Origin of the sequence: Desulfomicrobium norvegicum (assembly GCF_900114595.1) — a bacterium.
In the GTDB taxonomy this organism is placed as follows: Bacteria; Desulfobacterota; Desulfovibrionia; order Desulfovibrionales; family Desulfomicrobiaceae; genus Desulfomicrobium; species Desulfomicrobium macestii.
Window position 1 is genome coordinate 392,727 of record NZ_FOTO01000001.1, and the last position, 19,840, is coordinate 412,566.

Here is a 19,840-nt window from a genome sequence, read left to right on the forward strand (position 1 = left end):
CGAGCCCCCTAGAGCAAGTTCGATGCCCGGAGGAGAAAAACCTGTTCGAATTTTAATTATTGTATTAATTCAAGATGATAAGGAATAAAAAGAGACCACGACAGAACCGCGTGAGCACGCAAAAGCGTTGCGCGCAGCAGAAGTGTTGCATCAACATGTAACAGACATCAAATCTTCATTTCTATCTTCATTAGCTGCGCAACATCTCAAACAAAAAACGGCTTCAAGTGTTAAAAATATCTCGACTTACTGTCGAAAAAACTTACACTTAATCAAAATTATCCGAAATAATTCGCAGCACATCTCTTGATCAATACTGTTGCATCGCTTTTTTTTATCTCTACCAACATATCATTGACACTTCGGACAATATCCCCGAAAAAACATGGGAGATGGAGGTGTCGGCCTCAAACAATCAAAAATCCGTGAGTGTCGATCATGCATATCCGCACCCTGTTCCCGAAATATTTCCTTGTCTGCTCGATCCTGCTCTGGGGCTTTGCCAACCCGGCGCTTCCGGCCCACGCCCAGCCTTCAGGCCGGGAACTGGCCCAGCTGGTCCATGACCGGTACGTGGGCGACGACTCCGTCTCCCGGCAAACCATGGAACTCGCTCCGGCCTCGGGACAAAAGCGCGTCCGCCAGCTGAACATTTCCGTTCTGGAAAAAAACGGCGCCCGATCCACCTTGCTCCGGTTCATATCCCCTGCGGATATCCAGGGCACAGGCTTTCTGGCCGTCGAGGACGGACAGGGGGGGACGGACCAGTTCCTCTATCTGCCCGCCCTGAACAGAACGCGACGCATCGTGGCAGGTCAGAAGAGCCGGAGCTTCGTGAACACCGATTTCACCTACGAGGACATGGAGCGCAGGCCAGTCGACGACTCCGAGCACATCATCGTCGGCGACGAATCCCTGAACAACGTACAGTGCTGGATCATGGAGAGCCGCCCCAAGGCTGGCACGGACTCGCAGTACAGCATGGTCCGGACCTGGGTGGCCCGGGATATGCTCCTGCCGTTGCGAGTGGATTTTTTCACTGGCGCCGACACTCCGATCAAGCGCTACCTCGTGCTCCAACTGGAAAACATACAGGACATCTGGACAGAGACCAAAGTGGTCATGGAAGATCTCCATTCAGGTCATAAGACAATCATGGAAACTCAAGGAATTCAATACAACACAGGTGTATCGGATAGCACATTCACACAGCAGTCTCTTGAGCGCTGGTAATTCATGAACAACGTTCCAATTCATTGTCTTTGTGCAAATAAATTAATGATTCTCCATTTCTGAAATAAAATCGAGCACGGATTCAAGTACAGTTCTTGGAGAGCAAAAACATATGAAAATTCGACAAAAAAGTCCGCCATCACTTTGCGAACATACGAAACGAAAACCTGGATCGCGCTTATCAAATTTTCTGCACGTCATCCTGCTGCTCCTGTCGCTCCTCTTCCCGATTTCAGCCTTTGCAAATGAGCCTGTTCTGGTTTCAACTTTTGATCCGAGCCCGAAAGATGCATCGCAAACCCTGGTCATGACCCTGTCAGGCCCTCCTCAAAACGTGCACTCTTTTGTCCTGGAAGATTCCAAACGCCTGGTGATCGACATCACCGAGGCACGACTCCTTGAACCGGCCACCAACATGCCCGTGCAGCACCCATTGGTCCTGCGCGTTCGCGCGGCCCAGTTCAAACCGACAACCGTGCGCGTGGTCCTGGACTTGAAACAGGACGTGACGCACCGCATCGAAACGCCCCCCACAAGCACGAAAATCGCCGCCCACAAAATCGTGGTCAGCCTGACCCCGATGAATCCGGCAGCGCCACCCCAAAAGCCCACTCTTCCCACCCCGCCACCGCAAGACGTCAAGCCCGAAATCCAAAAGGTTCACCCGGAGTATACCGTGGCCCTGGCGGACACGGTCGGCAGTGCCGAGAATAAAACCCTCATCTTTGGAGAATCCACAGCCCCAAGCGAGGAACAGGAAGAGCCTTCGCCCTGGGGGCGGCTCAACTTTTCGGGGTTCCTCCTGGCAAAAATAGCGCAGGAACTGCATGAATCTGGAGACCCCGAGCAGGCGCGAAACTTCCGCAACACGGTCAGGCTCGAAGGAAAATGGACTCCGCCTCTGCCCGGCAACGATCCTGCGGCCGCCCCCGGCGCATCGAGCACCTTTCTTTTGGCCTCGCTGCAGTCCGACTACCTCTGGTTCGGCCCCGAACATTCAACGGACGACTATGACCTGGACCTGTACGAAGGCTACATCTCCCACGCCACTCCGGACTGGGACCTGCGCCTGGGCAGGCAAATCGTGCGCTGGGGCAAGACGGACCAGATCAGTCCGGCGGACAACGTCAACCCCCAGGACATGCGGGAATTCTTCATCCCGGAACTGGAAGACCGCAAGGTTCCCAACTGGATGGCCAGAATCCGACTGTTCCCTGGCGACATCACGCTGGAAGGCATCTTCATTCCCTTTTTCGAGGAAAACGAATTCGACTTCTCCGGGACCACCTGGGCCCTGCTCGGCAATCAGCCGAGCGGTCTGAGAATCAAGGAGTCAAAGCCCGACAAGGGGCTGGACAACGCCGACCTGGGTCTGCGCACCTCAGCGACCCTGGCGGGATGGGACGTGGCGGCGAGCTACCTGTACGCGACGGAAAAATCGCCCCGCCTGCGCTTCGACCCGGTCAATCCCGCAGGGCCCACCCTTCATGCCGACTACCTCAGGCAACACATCTGGGCAGTGGAATTCGAAACCACCGCGGACAAGTTCGGATTTAGGGGCGAAGGGGCCTATTTCGACAAACAGAGCCTGCACACAGACTCCCTCGACTCCGTGGCCAAACCCGTGGCCCATTATGTCCTGGGGGTGGATTATCTGGGCGAACAGGACTGGTACGCGAACGTACAGCTCTCGCACCAGCACGTCTTTGAGTACGAGTCCCGCATCCAGCTCCTTCGACGCGACAATTTTTATCTCAACGGCGAAATCAATCGCGAGTTCTGGCGGGGAAACATGATGCTGAGGCTGCGCTACGCCCTGGATCTGAGCGATGGAGGCTCATTCCTGACACCGGAGGCCATCCTCAGTTACTATGAAAATCTCGAACTGACCCTTGGAGCAAACGTCTTTACAGGCCCGAAGGACACCTTGTTCGGACGCTACAGGGACAACGACCAGATCTTTTGTAAAATAAAATATTATTTTTAGAAAAATCACACTTTACCTGCATCACAGCCATCGAGAAAACGCCGTCTATTCAAATATAAAGATTGCATCGGATATAATCGCCGAAATAAACGGCGCTATTCTGTTTTTTCTGAAACAGAAATAGCGCCGCTCTTACGATAAAAATTCAAAAAAAAAAAAATCTGGATATAAAATGAAATTGTCAAAACATAGATGGATAAATCTCTCAAAAACAGCAGATTATGAACAAAAATACAGCAGCAGAAAAAAGGATGTCGATTATGTATTCAAGATAGCCGAATCCGCCAGCGAACTTCTTGAGTCATACAACCTTATGTACCATAAATATGTAAATGCTGGATATTCAAAGAAAAACAGCAAAGAGATATTGTTTACAAAATTTCATTTACTTCCAAAAACGACTGTTCTTTTGGCAAAATCGGAAAATACGATAATATCCACAGCGACGCTGGTTCCCGACTCCAAGCAATTTGGCCTGCCAATGGACGAATTGTACCGCGCGGAACTGGATTTTCTGCGCAGACAAGGGCGAAATGTGACGGAAGTATGCTCGCTGGCATCCAACACACAGAGATTTTCGCGAAGCGGCATTCAGAACTTCACCAGGCTGCTCTTTTTGTATTGTGTTTTCCTTGATGTCGATGACGTCTGCGTGATGGTCAACCCGAAACATGTCCCCATTTACAAGAGGCTCTGCGAGCTGGAAATATTCGGGGAGCAAAAGCACTATGACCGGGTCAATGCCCCCGCAGTGGCGCTTCGCGCGGATGTCGCCGCCGTCAGGAGGAGACTCGAGAGCAAGAGGCTCATGACCTCGTACCGAAACGCAATCGACGCCCATTATCTGTCCCTGCGCATCGCGCTCTGCGACCGGATCACCGACATTCTCGAAGGCCGCCGCCCGCCCGGGTCCCGCCCGAACCCTCTGGACACCAGCCTGCTCCATCACATCCTGGTTGACACCATCGACCTGCGGGACTTGCCCCTGGAATGCAAAATCCTGCTCCGGGATTCGTACCCCGGACTGCAGATCTGATTCTCCCAAGCAAGGTTCAGGCATGGCATATGCATTAAACATTTGCGTCTCTTCAAGCGTTGCTGCCGGGAGGAAATTATAACGAACATGGCCGTGACGCGAGCCGCGTCGGCTTTTCCTTTTTTTTACGTGCTCGCGAATATGGAGAACCCATGACCGATATCTCCGAAAACACGCGTCAGGATCGCCGAAGATCCGTCAGGCTCCGTCGCTCCGCCATGCTGAGAGCCAAACTCGATGAAATAGACAGGCCGAACATCAAGATCGCGGAAACCCGCGACGAATGGTCTCAGTCCTTCGCCCTCGTCTACAGGGAATACCTTGCCTCGGGGTACATCGCACAGCCGCACCCTTCGGGGATGCACTTAAGCGTCTACAATCTCCTGCCGGCGACGTGCGTTTTCATTTTCAGGACCTATGTCACGGTCATATCCACCCTGACCCAGATATTCGACAGCGAACTCTTCGGCTTGCCCATGGACGCCCTGTATCGGCCTGAGCTTGATGCGCTGCGTTGCCAGGGCCGAAAGATCACCGAACTTTCGGCCTTGGCAACTCCCAGGGAAACACGCTGGTGCAATCTCATGGTATTTCTGTCAAAGACCATGTTTGAATACTCGATGATGAACAACATCGACGACATATGCATCATGGTCAATCCAAAGCATGTCAACTTTTACAAGACCATGTTTCTGTTCGAGGATTTCGGCGAGGAACGTTTCTATCCAGGTGTGGGAGCTCCGGCGGTCGCCTTGCGCATCAACATGGAACACATTGAAGACAAGGCATCGGAAAAATACAGGGATTTTGAAACGGACGACAATATCCACGAGTTCTTCTACAAAATGAAGAGCACCCTTGTGGACTTGAACAACGGATGGACGTTTTATGACAAAAGACCCCCCATGAGTGAAGAGGACGCGAGCTTCTTCTTCAACGCCCGACCGGAAATCACCGCAAATCTGACCATGCGCCAAATAGAGCATCTGACGCGACTCTATCCATTCCTCGGATGCGCACTGGCATCCAGCACACGCACGGATCATCCATGAAGCAGTTCGCCGGTCTGGTCACTCGCGCCCCCACCCTCTGCCTTTTGCTGGCCCTGTGCCTGGCAATCCCCTTCCTGATCCAGCTCCCCCGCATCCAGACCGTGGACAATGTGGATTATTTCACCGTGGAAGATGATCCGGACGTCGCCTTTTACCAAAGCATCAAGGAAACATTCGGAGAGGACGAATTCTTCGTCATCGCTTTTTCAAGTCCGGATCTTTTCACCCCCCCCCTCCTGCGCATGATCGCGGCCATCACCAGGGAACTTGAAACCATTCCCGAAGTCCGGGAGGTGCAGAGCCTGGCCAATGTGGATTACATTCACGGCGAGGAGGAATATTTCGAAGTCCGCCCCTTCCTGGAGCGCATCCCGGAAGACGCCGCAGAACTGACCGCCCTTAAGGAGCAGGCGCTGGGCAACCCGCTGTATGTCGGCAACCTCGTCTCCGCCGACGGCGAAACGACCGCCCTGGTGGTTTTCCCCATAATACCCGACGCAAGCGACGGGAGCTTTCGCAAGAGACTCATCAGGCAGGCCGAAACAATACTCTCGGCCCACGAAGGGCTCGCCGGTCGTTTTCATCTGGCCGGCTGGACCATGACCAACTTCAGCCTCAGCCAGTACATGAAGTCGGATGTGGCCGTGTTCATCCCGGTGACCTACCTGTTCATCACCCTGACCATCTGGCTCTTTTTCCGCAACGTGCGTCTGACCCTGCTGGCCCTGGCCAACATCTCCATGTGCACGGGGGCGACCATGGGTCTCTTCCCCCTGCTCGGCATCACGCTGAACAACGTGACCACCATCGTCCCGCCGCTCGTCATGGCTCTGGCTTTGGCCGATTCCGTGCACATCTTCGCCCATTTGGACAAGAAGCTGCTGGATCAGGCCCGATCTCCCGCAAAAGCCATGGAGCGCATTCTGCAGCGGGTCATAACCCCCTGCTTTCTGACCAGCCTGACTACGGCCGTGGGCTTCATCTCCCTTGTCGTGAGCGACATTCCGCCAATCAAGGAATTTGGATACGTGGCTTCAGCGGGCATGATCTTCGAATTTCTGTTCTCCTTCCTACTGCTGCCGCCGCTCATGCTCATGTGCAGGCCCGACGGCATATACACCCACCAGCGCAAGGACATCGGCATGGGCGCCTTTCTGGGCCGCCTCTCCACGGTGGTGCAGGCCCACGCCCGCCCCATAACCATCTTCATCACGATCCTGACCCTGGGCGCTTTGTGGGCAGCCTCGACGATCCGGGTCGAGACCAACCTGCTGGAGTACTTCAAGCCTTCAAGTCCCCTGCGCCAGGAGCTTTCCTACATCGAGCCCCGCCTGAGCGGGGTCGGCACGGTGGACATTTCCGTCAAGGCCGGCGAGCGGGATGCCTTGCGTGACCCGGCCAAGCTGGCCGTGATCGACAGGCTGCAAACCTTCGCCCTGACCCTGCCGGGCGTCGACAGAACCATGTCCTTCGTGGACTTTCTCAAAGACATGAACATGTCCTTTCACAACGAAAATCCGGATTTCTACGTCATCCCTGAAAGCCGGGAACTGGTGTCCCAGTACCTGCTGCTCTACGACTCCGACGACATGGATGAATTCATCACCCCGGAATACGATCAGGCCCGCATCCTGATCCGCCTCTCCGAGCACAGCTCCGCGGGTCAGGCCACGATCATAGACTCCCTGCGCGCCTTCATCGACCAGCATGAACACGACGGCCTGCAAATCCGGGTCACCGGCCGGGCCGTACAGGACGTAAACACCATCGACGCCCTGGTCCGGGGGCAGGTGGAAAGTCTGGCCCTGGCCGCCGCCGTGATCACGTTCATCATGTTCCTGGCCCTGCGCTCGTTTGTCGCAGGGGCCTTAAGCCTGATCCCGAACGCATTTCCGATCATCATCAACTTCGGGATCATGGGCCTGCTCGGCATCCCCCTGAACACATCCACGGCACTGATATCCGTGGTCGCCCTGGGCATCGCCGTGGACGACACCATCCATTTCCTGACCGAGTACAACCGAAAGCGCGCCGAGAACCTGCCCATGCGGGAGGCTCTGCAACAATCCATCCTGGATAAGGGCACGGCCATCTGCGCTTCATCGCTGATCCTGGTCATTGGCTTCGGCGTGCTTCTTTTCAGCAGCTTCGTGCCCACCATGAGCTTCGGGGGCCTGAGCGCCGTGATCATGATCACGGCCTTGATAGGCGACCTGATCGTTCTGCCGGCGGCCATGCTTTCCTTTGACGGCAAGAGTGCGTGACAAGACAGGAGCAAGCCGGGCAGCAAACACGCCGAAAACGCCCCAAGGCCCGGGGGCATCTCCTTAAGGAAAAAGAGGATCAAGCATGAAACGAGATGAACACCTGGCAACCTTGCAGGCCCTCGGCATTTCCAGCGCGGCGACCTACCGCGAGGCCGCCTTTTCCCGCAACATCGGGCTGTTTTCGCCGGGGGAACAGGAGCGGCTTGCCAAGGCCAGGGTCGCCATCCCTGGCATGGGCGGCGTCGGCGGCGTGCATTTGATAAATCTGGTGCGCACGGGAATCGGCCGTTTCAACCTGGCCGACTTCGACCAGTACGAACCGGTCAACGTGAACCGCCAGTACGGGGCCAGGGTGCCATCCTTCGGCCGCCCCAAACTTGAGGTCATGATCGACGAGGCGCACAGCATCAATCCGTTCCTGGACATCACGCCCTATCCCGCAGGGCTGACCGCGGACAACATGGAAACCTTTCTGACGGATGTGGACGTGGTCCTGGATGGACTGGATTTCTTCCAGTTTGAAATCCGCCGCGCGCTGTTCAACATGGCTCGGTCCATGGGCGTGCCCGTGATCACGGCCGGCCCCCTGGGGTTCAGCTCGGCCCTCCTGGTCTTCACCCCGCAAGGCATGGGCTTTGACGACTATTTCGATGTGGGCGGAAAACTGCCGGAAGAGCAAAAATATCTGCGTTTCGCCATGGGTCTGGCCCCAAGGCCCACACATATCGGATACATGGATCTGTCCAGGGTGGACCTCAAGGGCGGCAAGGGCCCCTCCCTGAACATCGCCTGCCAGTTGTGTTCGTCTCTTGCCGCCACCGAGGCCGTGCGCATCATTCATTGCAAGCCGGGGCTCAAGCCCGCGCCCCATTTCCTGCAATTCGACCCCTTCAGGCAGGTGCTCCGCAAAGGGCGACTGGCCCGGGGCAATCGCTCCTTAAGCCAACGCGCCAAACTCTGGTACGTGCAAAACGTATTGATCAAGGCTACCGACCAGGCCCGGGTGCGCATTCCGGACCCACCTGCTTTAAGCGTCGCACATTTTGATTCCCTGCCCCAGGGTGTCGGCACCTATCTGCTGCAGGCCGCAATTCAAGCGCCCTCCGGAGATAATGTCCAGCCTTGGCAGTTCCGCCTGGCAGGCAACGACATCCACGTTTTTCTGAATCCGGAAGCCGACGTGTCTTTTTTCAATGTCCGTCAGACCGCCTCCATCATCGCCTGCGGGGCAGCAATGGAAAACATCCGCCTCGCTGCCACAACGATGGGTATGAATGCGACCACGCAAATCCGGCCCGATGCCGCGCAGAAAAATCTGATGGCCACCGTGCGCATTCATCCAGGCGATCGCACAGCGGACCCGCTGGCCCGGCACATCTGGACGCGCTGTACCAACCGCCGCCCGTACAGCAAAAGACCTCTGCCGGATTGGGTGCAAGCCGACCTCGAAACCCGCATCCGCAGCATGCCCGAAGCGCACCTACACCTTTTGACCGACCGCGCTCAACTCCGAAAGCTTGCCAAGGTCATCTACCTGGCCGACAGGATCCGCACCGAGCATCAGGGCTTGCACGAGCATTTCACATCCATGATCCGCTTCAACATGAAGGAGGCCGAGCAGCGACGCGATGGACTGCCCCTCAAAAACCTGGAAGCCGGATTGCCGGGGGAAGCATTCCTGCGCCTGACCAAACCTTGGCCCGCAATGCGCGTCGCCAACGGCATCGGCCTTGGCCGCTTGGTGGCCCTGCATTCGGCCCAGGGCATCCTGACCAGCGGGGCTGCCGGAATGGTTGTGATCGACGGGTTCGAATCACGGGATTTTATGCTCGGTGGCCAAGCCTTGCAGCGCATCTGGCTGGCAATGGAGCACCATGGCCTGCAAATGCAGCCCATGACCGCCGTGACCCTCTTCTGGCTGCGCTGGCTGTGGGAAGGGCCATCAAGTTTTTCCGAAAAACACCGCAAATTACTGGAACGGGTCTGGCAGGATTTGAAAAGGTTGTTCGCTTCCGTTGATTTTGAAAAGCAGGGCCTGGTCATGCTCTTTCGCACAGGCTACGGTCCCGGAATCCGTCACCGCACCCTGCGGCGCGGTGCTGGCGACTCTCTGATGAAATAAACGGGTATTGTTTCCGGGGATGATGGACTACAGAACATGAGAAAAGGCCGGGAAGCATCTGCTCCCCGGCCTTCATTCTGCAATTACGCCTGATCAGTTCTTCTTGTTGCGGCGTACCGCAATGCCGAGGCCGAGCAGGCCGGCACCGAGAAGAAGCATGGTGGCGGGTTCTGGAACAGGGGCAGCGGTTATGCTCAGGTTGAACTGAGCCGAGGTGTCGCCATCTTCACCTGTGAGCCATCCAAAATAATCCGTATCCACTCCCAGCTGGCTGACAATGAAGTCATGATATGCGCCTTCGATGAGCCCGAAGCCTTCGCTATTGAACGCGAAGTCGTACCTGTAGCCATCATAGTCAAATGATCCGTTGGTCAGACCCGGGTCGGTGAGGATGAAAATATCCATTGGCGTCACAGCATCATTGGGAGTTTCGAAGAACAGAAACTCCAGATACGCAGGATCGACAGACTGCGCAGGTCCGGCAGGATCAAAAGGCGTAAACTCAATGGTTGCCTCGACCTGGCCGTATGCAAGAGTTGGAAACAGTGAAGAAAGAACGTGGTTATAGTGTGTGATTGAAACCACATTCACGGCTGGCCCGAAAGTCATCAGATCGTCACCGCTTACAGGTGCGTTCAGCACAAGCGAGCTTTGCTCGCCGGTTGTGCTAGTCAACGCAGGCACACCCCAGGACAGGGTATTCAAATCACCGCTAACGCTCATAAAGTCCTGGGTTCCGGCATCGTTGAGCCAACCAACGAAATTTGCGTCGTTTGTATACGACCACTGATTCACCAAGGCAGCGGAGGCGAATGTCGCCGAGAAAAGAAACGCCACAGCCAAAAGACATGTTACAACGAAATTCTTCCTCATGGTAATCCTCCAATGTTAAAATAATTATCTTGTGGTGACAGGGTATAAGCATGGTCCATGCCAATATTTAAAGCAATAATACAGGCTAGTTATATGAAGACATGATAATAAAAACTCAAAAAATGTAAGGTCTGCCGACTTTCTTTCAGTTAAAATTTACAGACAAGGAATGCCCCTCGTCTCGGAGTAGCCAACGCGGTGTGATCCTGCCCTGCGGTAAACAGGCACCCTTATCGGAAACGAGAAAATTTATACATAATTTCGGGATGATAAATAAAAAAGACTCGAAAACATCCTTGGGATGTTCCGAGTCTTTTTACCGAGAACGGCTTGTTTTATTTGCGCAGCTTACGACTTGTGAATGCCAAAGCCGCCATGCCGAGTCCGAGCAGGGCCACTGTGGCCGGTTCAGGCACTGGAGGCGGAGGAGGATTGTCGCTTCTGTAACCCAGAATGAAGAAATCTTCGAAACCATCGCTCAAAAGCTGATACTGGAATGTAGCCGTGAAGAAAAGGCCCTGACCAATAAACTGGGCCAGGTCCATTGTCGGAGCATATACAAGAAAGTCCACGTCGTTTGTTCCGGTTGTATCGAACGAGTATTCCACGCCCATGAATTCCACAGTGCGGGTGTTCGGCACCTCGACAAGAGCTTCCTCGTCAAACTCTCCGTTAGGAGAACTGTCAAAAGCCCATTCTGCAAGACCGAAAGCATCGGATGCATACGGGACAACGGCGCCGAGTTCATCGACAATCGCGACATACCCATTGCCAAGCATGTTGGGCTGATTGCCTATCTGATTAATATCGAAAGCAAAAACAGGAATATTTGAATTCTCGAATTCACTTTGCAGAAAATCATAAAGCAAATCTACGGACACTTCCCAAGTGATAAGCAAATCAGTGTTAAATTCCGTAGTCGAACCTGCGTTCGGGAATGACAACGGATCAGGAAAGTCATATCCTCCCCTGATGTTCAAATTGTCTCCAGCAGCCTTATCGGCACTTTCGCTATCACCCCACCATATCTTGAGCTCATCTTTCAGCGAACCCTGATTTGATGGATAATCGGAAAAACCTCCTGGATAAAGTTGCTTCAAAATGCTTGTGGAATAGGAATAATATTCGTCGTACGGTACCGCATTAGGAAAGACCGGCTCCGGCAACCAAATACTTGCCCATGACGGCGAAGCCAATAAAAACACCAGCACTGTCGTGCAAAGACTGCCCTTGACAAGCGTTTTCATAATCAATCCCTCCGGTTGATTTCTCTCTGTGACGCCCCTTGACTATCAATCACGTAAAGCAGGGAAAATGCCAACACGCACCACTCTTTAATCATTCAATTTATTGTAAATACACGCTCAAGCAATGTAAGATTATCCGACAACGCACAGCTTTACTTTCCAGGTATCGACCAACGCTTGTCCCCCAATAAAGCGCTCCGACACAGCCAGCAGATTCGACCAGCAGCAGTAAAATCATTTTCAACTCGCAACGGCACGTTGCAAACAAGCACACTTTTAGTTTAACAGCCAGCCAATGAACGACAAAGCCTGGCCGCGCATAGTGCCTTTTGCCCTCTTCATGGCCGTCATCGGCCTGGAGGAAGGATTGCGTTTCATGGATGGCAAAGCCTGGATCGCCGTCCAGGACTCCACCTTCGCCCTGCTTTATCCACTCAGGCCTCTGGTCGCCGTCATCGCGCTCTTCCTGTGTCGGCGGGCCTACACGGAGCTGCGCTGGGCCGATCTGAAGAGACGCGGCCAGACTGTGGGGAGCATCGCACTGGGCCTGGCGGTCTTTGCGCTCTGGATCAACATGGACTGGACCTTCGGAGCGCTGAGCGAACCTCCGGGCTTCAATCCCGGCGTCTTTTCGAACCCGGACCTGCGCCTGGCCATGACCGTCGTCCGCATCGGCAGCGCCGTGCTCATTGTCCCGATCATGGAGGAAATCTTCTGGCGTTCCTTCATTCTGCGCTACGTCATCAACCCTGATTTCGCCAAAGTCCCGCTCGGGACGTTCACTTGGATTTCGTTTCTGGTCGGAGCCGTGCTCTTCGGCCTGGCCCATCATTTCATCCTCGCCGGAATCATGGCCGGCATGGCCTATTCCTGGCTGCTCTACAGAACCAGGAGTCTGGCGCACTGCGTCCTGGCTCACGCAGTGACCAATCTGGCCCTGGCCGCATTTGTGCTGAACACGGAAAAATGGTGGTTTTGGTAAATTCAGGGGAGATGGTTCGGCAGGTTCCATCAGTCAAACCTCACATCAGCGAAATTCCACCGTAAAGAAGGCCGACGAAAACTCCGAAATTGAAGGCAAAGACCCATCGACTCCCGAAGCGATGGATCTTGTACAGCGACACGGCCACGCTCGCGATGCAGATCAGGACAACGACAATCCAGCCCAGGCTCGACCCGCCCCATTCGACGATGCTTTTCGCCACATAGATCTGACCATAGCCGAGCAGCATCCCGTGGGCCAGGGAGACGGCCCCTACCCGGCTCATGAAATCGTCCAGGGCCTGCATGCCCTGACAAACAAGAATCGCGGCAATGGCCAGCAATATCTCCATCTGCAGACTCTCCCTCATGGATACGCGGGCACCAAAAACTCCTCCGGTTCGCATGCAATCATGCACAATCTGCAACAAACAGCCGCAGTTACGCCGGTCCATTTCCAGTTCAGCGTCCCTTGAAGAGCACGCGCATGGACGCGGAAGCAAAAAAGGCCGGGCAGCTCATGCTCCCCGGCCTTTCTCTGATGATCGAAAGCGCGTGATCAATTCTTCCTGTTCCGTCGCGCCGCCAAGCCCAGGCCAAGCAGGCCGGCGCCAAGAAGAAGCATGGTGGCCGGTTCGGGGACTGGCGCCACCGAGATACCCAGGTAGAACTGCGCCGACGTGCTGCCGTCCTCGTTTGCAAGCCAGCCATAATAGTCTGTATCCACACCGAGCTGACTGACAATGTAATCATGATAGGCGCCCGTGAGGAGTCCGAAGCCGTCACTCAAGAAGGAGAAGTTGTATGTATAACCATCGTAGTCGAATGCGCCGCTGGTTGCGCCCGGATCGGTGAGAACGAAGATATCCATGGGCGTTGCAACATTACTGTTTGGAGTCTCAAAGAACAGAAATTCAAGAAATGTTTTTTCGACAGGAAGAGGCTGTCCAGCAGGAATGTAAGGTGTAAATTCAACATTAGCCTCAACTTTCCCGTACGCAAGATTAGGAAATGATGAACTCATCAAGTAATTAAAGTGTGTAATTGACACTACCTCTACAGCGGACCCAGAAGTCATCAGATCGTTTCCCCCGACAGGACCGTCGATCACAAGATAACTTTGCAATCCTGTTTTAGAAAAAACGGATGGCACTCCCCAAGAGAGCTTTCTTCCGTCGGGACTCAGCGCCATATAATCCTGATTGGCATCTTCGTTGCTCCAATCGATAAAAACAGCATCATTGACATACGACCACTGTGTCACCAGCGCTGCGGAAGCAAATGTTGCTGAAAAGATGAATGCCACCGCCAGACATGTTGCTGATAGTTTCTTCTTCACAGTAGTACTCCGATGTTAAATAATTATGTCGTTCTCTCACAACTTAGCACCAAACGTGCCAAAACATAACTACTGTATATTGCAATATTATTTAACAAAAAATTCTCAAAACAAACATAAACTGTAAAATTTTTCGACATACTTCCGGGGCAAACTTACACGCCAGCAAACACAATCCGAAAATCCCCGGAAGCTTTGAGTATGCCAGCCAAAACTTCACATGTGCAAAGCCCTTTCGTGTGATGCACCGCAAAGATCAGTTCGACTTCTGCGCGTCCACTTCCGGAGAAGCGATGGGAACGGCAAGCTCCACGCCAACGGAATACGTGCCCATGAGCGAGGATTCGTCGGTCTGGCCCCAGCGGACGTGGCCCTGATAGCTGTCGCTCAAATCATAGCCATCCACTTCCCTTCCGGGACTTGCGATGATCGACAAGACATCGCCAACGTTGAAGGCGCAATCCGTCTCTATGAGAAACCCTTGCCTGCTCATGTTGAGAATACGACCCAATACGATCGTGTCTTTTTTCTTCCCGCATATGATACCGCAGGGAAACAGGCAGGCGTGACGCTTCCATTTTCTGATTTTTTGTTCTGTCGTCGACATGGTTTGTCCTACCTTGAGGCGTTTTGTATATTTTCAAGCATCCAGTGCGCGATCTTGATTGAAAACTTTGATAATGAACACATTTCCCCATCACATTAAGCAACGAACGTACCAGCAAGCCCGAGCCGCATCGGCACGGCCATACAATGTATTACATGATACCTACGCACCCTGAAGTCGTGCACATCAGAAAAATTTCGAAGAGTTGTAAGACTTCACGTTCGGCACTGTCGGAAAAATTTACATACGAGGCATCGTTTTTTTCCGTTCACGGCAATGCGGTAACAAGCCTGGGTCGACGAGGCCCTGTCGGCCCTGGATCCTGGAGACGTGCATACCGCGCCAAAGGCCTCAAAAGACGCCGTCAAGCACCCAAAGGGTCGCACAGAAACGCCTGGTTTCCGCTCGGCGGGGATCGCGGTCAGCGAAACCACTTTTTGGCATGGAACATGATAGACCAATCATGAAAAACAGTTCCAGGTTCCGGCAAATACTCGTGACATAGCCGGCGGCGCGGACAAATGGCGGATGCCTCTCCTTGCTAACGATGAAGCAACCCCGTCATTCATTGCGTTGCCAGGCAACGAAATCACGAGTTGAGCATACCCCTCCCTGATAAGCCACCAGGGGGGGGGATTTTTTTTTTGGGGGGGGGGGGGGGGGTACGAGGGATTTCTTTGAGTGGCGAGTGCCGCGAAGGCTTCGGTGGCCATTGGCCGACCCAAGTAGTATCCTTGTCCTTCGGCACAATGATGTTTTTTGAAGAAGGCATGCTGCGTCTGCGTTTCAATGCCTTCGGCCACGATTTGATGATTAAAGCCCCGCGCCATCGCCAAGAGGGCCGTGGCCACTGCCTTGCCCGATTTGGCCTCGATGTTGTGCACGAACGACTTGTCGATCTTGACCGTACCAATCGGAAATTCCCGTAAAAAACTCAAACTGCCATACCCTGTGCCGAAGTTGTCCACGGCAATCTGCACGCCGAGGTTCTTGAGCGCATGCAAGGCAGGCAGAGCCTGTTGCGAATCCCGCGACAGGCCGTTTTCGCTCATTTCAATTTGCAGAAAACGCGGATCCAGTCCTGTCTCGCGCAGGATGGCGCGGACTCCAGCCAAAAAATTCCTGTCGCTGAATTCAACCGCCGAGACATTGACCGCGATCCGGCTCAGGTTAAGCCCCGCCTGCAACCACGCCTGCGCCTGCCTGCAGGACTCACGGATCACCCACTGCCCAATCGGCAGAATGAGCCCGCAACTCTCGGCAACTGTGAGGAACTGAGCCGGGAAGTTGAGCTGATGATCGGAACGCTTCCAGCGCAGCAGGACCTCGGCGCCGGTGATGACGCCGCTCTCCAAATTCACCATCGGCTGGTAGTGCAAGATGAATTCGCCGTGGTCGAGAGCGCGCTTCAGCGCCAGCTCAGCGGACTTGCGCATGGTGCAACTGGAACTCGGACTCATGCTTGGGGTGAATATCTCGTAGTTGTTACGGCCGCTTCTTTTGGCTTGATACATCGCGATGTCCGCGTTGCGCATCAGCACCTCGGCGTCTTCGCCGTCATCCGGGTACATGCTGATGCCGATGCTCAAGGTGATGCGGAGCTCCTGCCCGGCAATGAGATGGGGTTCTCCCACGCTCTGGATCAGCTTCTCGGCGGCGTGAGCAGCGCTTTGCGCATCATCGACTTCCGGAAGCAGGACCACGAATTCGTCGCCACCGTGGCGGCTGACCGTATCCGAGGTGCGGACGCTGGCCTGCAGACGCTTGGCAACGGATTGCAGCAGCTGATCGCCAATACCATGCCCCATTGTGTCGTTGATATGCTTGAAATGGTCGAGGTCCAGGAACATCAGAGCCACTTTGTTGCCGTGGCGCTTTGCGAGCAAGATCGACTGCACCAGACGGTCAGTCAAAAGCGCCCGGTTCGGCAATCCCGTGAGCAGATCGTGCTCGGCCATGTAGGACAAATGAACCGAGACCCGCTCGACCGCCTCGGTCATCATATGCGCATTGACCGAGGCAACGACGAGTTTCTCGTTTGCTTCCCGCAACGTTGTTTCCATTTCCGAGCAATAATCGACCTTGACCTTCTCGGCATTTTTGCGAACCCGCAACGCCTTCTTGACCACCTTCAGAACTTCCTCTTGCCTGTCGGAAAACGCCTCGCCATGAGTGTCTGTTCTTGCTTCTCGCACTATCTTTTCGCCAGCCTCGTGTTTGCTTTCGGAAAGCGTTTGCAGGGCCTTGAAACTCGACGGCCAGGCGAACACACGCCTCTTGAGCGGTCGTTTGGACGTATAACGTCTGTACTTCAAACCAACTGTATTCAGCTTCATCGATCCTGGTCCTTCACTGCTAAAGACGGGTTCAGCGCCGGGCTTCCACTCAAAATCCCGCTGTAGCCGGACAAAATCTCGCCGATGGCAATACCGCCATCATCGATTTCAAATTCCCGCAGTTCATTGCTGTGAGCGCTGGCACGGACCTTGACGACCGCCATGACCCGCTTCAGACAACTCTTAATCTCGACGTAGCGCTGCACGATAATCGCGTCGGTGAGAAATGCGGACCCGTAGGGGCTGAAACGCAGATCGCCATATCTGTCTTCAAGTTCCGAGGTCATGAGCACCGTCACCCCGAGATTGGACAACGCGGCGATCATGCGAAACAGCGACTCCCGAAAATCCTCGCGAAAAGTCGGGGCCACGGCGAGCTCGAAACCGGACAGCGAATCGATCACCACACGTTTCGCTTTCATGCTGTGAATGAGGTCTATGAGATGCTGTATGACCTCGTCCATGGACAGGTCGAGGGAACGGGTATTGATCAGACCAATGCTCCCGGCCCGGACCAGATCATCAATGGTGCGCGTCCTGGACTGGCTCGGCGTCTGCTCAAAGGCGACAATCACGCCGGGCTCGCCTCGCCGCACCCCCTCTACCAGAAAGGCCGTGGCCAGGATGGTCTTGCCTGAACCGGACGGTCCGGCGACCAGAAGCGAATACCCGGATGGCAAACCTCCACCCATCATCTCATCGAGACGCGGCACGCCCATGGACAAACGCTTCTGCGTAGAGTCCTTGCGGCGGGACGCGACCGTGAGGTCACCGTCATCACGTACCTCCACCGCAGGGTAGACGACGATTCCGTCATCGGTGATGCGGAACGTATGCATCCCGGGGCGGGTGGCCTGGCCGCGCATTTTCATGATCTGAATCTTGCGCACCATTGAATTGCGAAAAACGCTCTGTTCAAGCGATATGAGCCCGTCGGCCATGGTGAAGATCGGCGGTGAGTCTGTCTTTGAAGAATATTCACCAACCAGAAACGTTGAAGTCGCCCAGCCCATGAGCTGCATGCCCAGCTGCTGGATGAATTGCTGCTGGCTGATCGATCCTTCGGACTGACGCTGCGCCTCATGCATGATCGAGCGGAACGAATCAACGAAGACCAGCGCTGGAGCCGTGGTTTCGACCTCACGCGTGATCCGCTTCAAAACCTCAGTATATGTCCCCGTAGTGACGTCATCACCAAGGCTGACGAAGCGAACCGCCCCGTTGATCTTGTCCAGATCGAAAAAAGAAAACTGCTGCTGGTAACGAAGCATCTTGATGGGCGATTCGCCGAGCACGGTAAAATAGAGCGCAGGTCGCCGAGGCGAGGCCATGGCGAACATGAGTTGATGCGCAAGCGTGGTCTTGCCGCAGCCCGGAGCCCCCACAATGAGGTTGAACGAAAGTTCCGGGATCCCGCCGCCAAGGATCGCATCAAGCCCGGGAATGCCGGTGGCAAGGCGGGCTATGCTTACTTTTCGGCTCATGATGTCTTCTCCTGCTCCGCCACGCCAAGCGCGGCAATCCAAACCGGATCCAAAAGGCGCCTGGTCAGGGAATTTCCAATCAAGGTGGCGAGTAATTCAGTGAACGTTATCAGCAGCGAACTGCTTGCCTGTGCCGCCGCAACGGGTTCGTGCCCAGCCAAAAGCACGCTGATTCGTACCGGAAGCGAGTCAGTGTCCAGCTGCGCATCCGGAATCGACAACCAAGGAAAGACGACACTTGTCAGATGCACAGATCGCTTGAGAATGGCGTCAACGCCGTTGCCGCCAATCACAGGCGTCAACCGAGCGGACATCAGCAGCCATATCTCGGACGTCGCCTTGGCGATGGCCAGCGCGTCGGGGGAATCACCGGCGCGTTGCCGCAGCGTTCTTCGTATCGCTTCGCGACAGAGGTCGCGATCTGTAATTGGCATCGGAGCGACTCCTGAAACCTTATACCTGGCGTTCTGTGTGGACGTGCACGATTCATCGGCACGCCATGAAATTTTATCGCACGACGTTACTCTGAAATTCGAACCGGGGTAGAACTGCATCAAGCGTGACTTCGCAGGATAGAGATCGCCATATAGATCAAGATTGAAATCCCAAGAGCCCAAAGCCACGGCCATCCGATCCTACCAGAGTCCTTACTGGACGGGGCAATCCGCCACCTTTGGTCGTGCTGCAAAAAATCAAATTTGAGTGAATGAAATTTTTCAATATCCCCGAACCTTAAAATATTGTTGAGGATGACTTGTCGTTTATTGACTCTGCGTAATAACATTTGTTCTCCGTGACCGGATAGTTATCCGGGTTTAGCATGAGACCGAATACGAATAACGCCAGAGCGATTCTTCGCTTTGCAGCAACAGCACACGATTGGTTGAGCAACAATCGCGCCAAGACGATGGGCGTGGTTTCGTCTCGGTTTCCGACCGGATTCATTCGAAGCGAACGATAGACCCGCAAGGACAATGCGCTACAGAGCAGGACCAGAAGTCCATATTCCTGAAAACCCTCGATCTCATGTGCCGCCTTGCCCGCAAAACCATGCGAATCCGACAATAAACTTCAAGACCCCGAAATCACTCAACGCGACCACCGTATCATGGACCCGCAATGATGTTTTCTTTCCGATGCGTTCCAAAATGGCCACGGCGACAGGAGCAACCTTGGGAAGACAGCGCCAAAGGACTCGTACCTTCGGCCGGGCCAACAGAGTTGCCACTTAGAGGGTTGCACAAATTTTCGGGACCACCTCTCAGGCTATGGCGGA

At 54.5% G+C, this 19,840-nt stretch carries 15 protein-coding genes; 7 read left to right on the forward strand and 8 right to left on the reverse strand.

What is annotated here, in order from left to right; translation table 11 throughout:
- Nucleotides 1-438: 438 nt before the first annotated feature.
- The 6 genes from BMZ24_RS01780 (at nt 439) to BMZ24_RS01805 (ending at nt 9,697) form a co-directional block, all read left to right on the forward strand.
- Nucleotides 439-1,233, forward strand: a complete 795-nt coding sequence (locus BMZ24_RS01780; protein WP_143077811.1) for an outer membrane lipoprotein-sorting protein — start codon at nt 439-441, stop codon at nt 1,231-1,233.
- Between the two features lie 112 nt (nt 1,234-1,345).
- Complete coding sequence (locus tag BMZ24_RS01785) at nt 1,346-3,220, forward strand: AMIN domain-containing protein (RefSeq protein WP_092188662.1); 1,875 nt, start codon at nt 1,346-1,348, stop codon at nt 3,218-3,220.
- A gap of 172 nt (nt 3,221-3,392) precedes the next feature.
- Complete coding sequence (locus BMZ24_RS19355; RefSeq protein WP_143077812.1) at nt 3,393-4,256, forward strand: N-acyl amino acid synthase FeeM domain-containing protein; 864 nt, start codon at nt 3,393-3,395, stop codon at nt 4,254-4,256.
- A gap of 152 nt (nt 4,257-4,408) precedes the next feature.
- The gene (locus BMZ24_RS01795; protein ID WP_092188666.1) at nt 4,409-5,308 is read left to right on the forward strand and encodes an N-acyl amino acid synthase FeeM domain-containing protein; all 900 of its coding nucleotides are present in this window, start codon (nt 4,409-4,411) and stop codon (nt 5,306-5,308) included.
- Complete coding sequence (locus BMZ24_RS01800) at nt 5,305-7,572, forward strand: efflux RND transporter permease subunit (protein ID WP_092188668.1); 2,268 nt, start codon at nt 5,305-5,307, stop codon at nt 7,570-7,572. Before BMZ24_RS01795 ends, BMZ24_RS01800 begins: the two co-directional genes overlap by 4 nt.
- Before the next feature lie 85 nt (nt 7,573-7,657).
- Entirely contained in the window at nt 7,658-9,697 is a 2,040-nt protein-coding gene (locus BMZ24_RS01805) for a ThiF family adenylyltransferase (RefSeq protein WP_092188670.1), read from the forward strand.
- A gap of 93 nt (nt 9,698-9,790) precedes the next feature.
- Here BMZ24_RS01805 and BMZ24_RS01810 read toward each other — a convergent pair whose 3' ends face one another.
- Both BMZ24_RS01810 and BMZ24_RS01815 read right to left on the reverse strand, forming a co-directional pair.
- On the reverse strand, nt 9,791-10,570 hold the full coding sequence (locus tag BMZ24_RS01810; RefSeq protein WP_092188672.1) for a THxN family PEP-CTERM protein: 780 nt from the start codon (nt 10,568-10,570) through the stop codon (nt 9,791-9,793).
- Between the two features lie 335 nt (nt 10,571-10,905).
- Entirely contained in the window at nt 10,906-11,817 is a 912-nt protein-coding gene (locus BMZ24_RS01815) for a PEP-CTERM sorting domain-containing protein (protein WP_092188674.1), read from the reverse strand.
- A gap of 295 nt (nt 11,818-12,112) precedes the next feature.
- On the opposite strand from BMZ24_RS01815, the gene BMZ24_RS01820 reads away from it, so the two are divergent.
- A complete protein-coding gene (locus tag BMZ24_RS01820) occupies nt 12,113-12,799 on the forward strand; it encodes a CAAX prenyl protease-related protein (protein ID WP_092188676.1) in 687 nt (228 codons plus the stop codon).
- Between the two features lie 40 nt (nt 12,800-12,839).
- Here BMZ24_RS01820 and BMZ24_RS01825 read toward each other — a convergent pair whose 3' ends face one another.
- The 6 genes from BMZ24_RS01825 to BMZ24_RS01850 form a co-directional block, all read right to left on the reverse strand.
- Nucleotides 12,840-13,151 carry a hypothetical protein gene (locus tag BMZ24_RS01825; RefSeq protein WP_092189514.1) on the reverse strand — a complete coding sequence of 104 codons (312 nt, stop codon included), beginning with the start codon at nt 13,149-13,151 and terminating at the stop codon, nt 12,840-12,842.
- Nucleotides 13,152-13,357: 206 nt separating this feature from the next.
- A complete protein-coding gene (locus BMZ24_RS01830; RefSeq protein WP_092188678.1) occupies nt 13,358-14,137 on the reverse strand; it encodes a THxN family PEP-CTERM protein in 780 nt (259 codons plus the stop codon).
- Nucleotides 14,138-14,393: 256 nt separating this feature from the next.
- The gene (locus BMZ24_RS01835; protein WP_092188680.1) at nt 14,394-14,744 is read right to left on the reverse strand and encodes a PilZ domain-containing protein; all 351 of its coding nucleotides are present in this window, start codon (nt 14,742-14,744) and stop codon (nt 14,394-14,396) included.
- 461 nt (nt 14,745-15,205) lie between these two features.
- Nucleotides 15,206-17,080, reverse strand: a complete 1,875-nt coding sequence (locus BMZ24_RS01840) for a putative bifunctional diguanylate cyclase/phosphodiesterase (protein ID WP_244150262.1) — start codon at nt 17,078-17,080, stop codon at nt 15,206-15,208.
- Nucleotides 17,077-18,564, reverse strand: coding sequence for an ATPase domain-containing protein (locus tag BMZ24_RS01845; RefSeq protein ID WP_092188682.1), 1,488 nt, complete (start codon nt 18,562-18,564; stop codon nt 17,077-17,079). Before BMZ24_RS01845 ends, BMZ24_RS01840 begins: the two co-directional genes overlap by 4 nt.
- Nucleotides 18,561-18,998, reverse strand: a complete 438-nt coding sequence (locus tag BMZ24_RS01850; RefSeq protein WP_092188684.1) for a hypothetical protein — start codon at nt 18,996-18,998, stop codon at nt 18,561-18,563. Before BMZ24_RS01850 ends, BMZ24_RS01845 begins: the two co-directional genes overlap by 4 nt.
- Nucleotides 18,999-19,840: the final 842 nt, after the last annotated feature.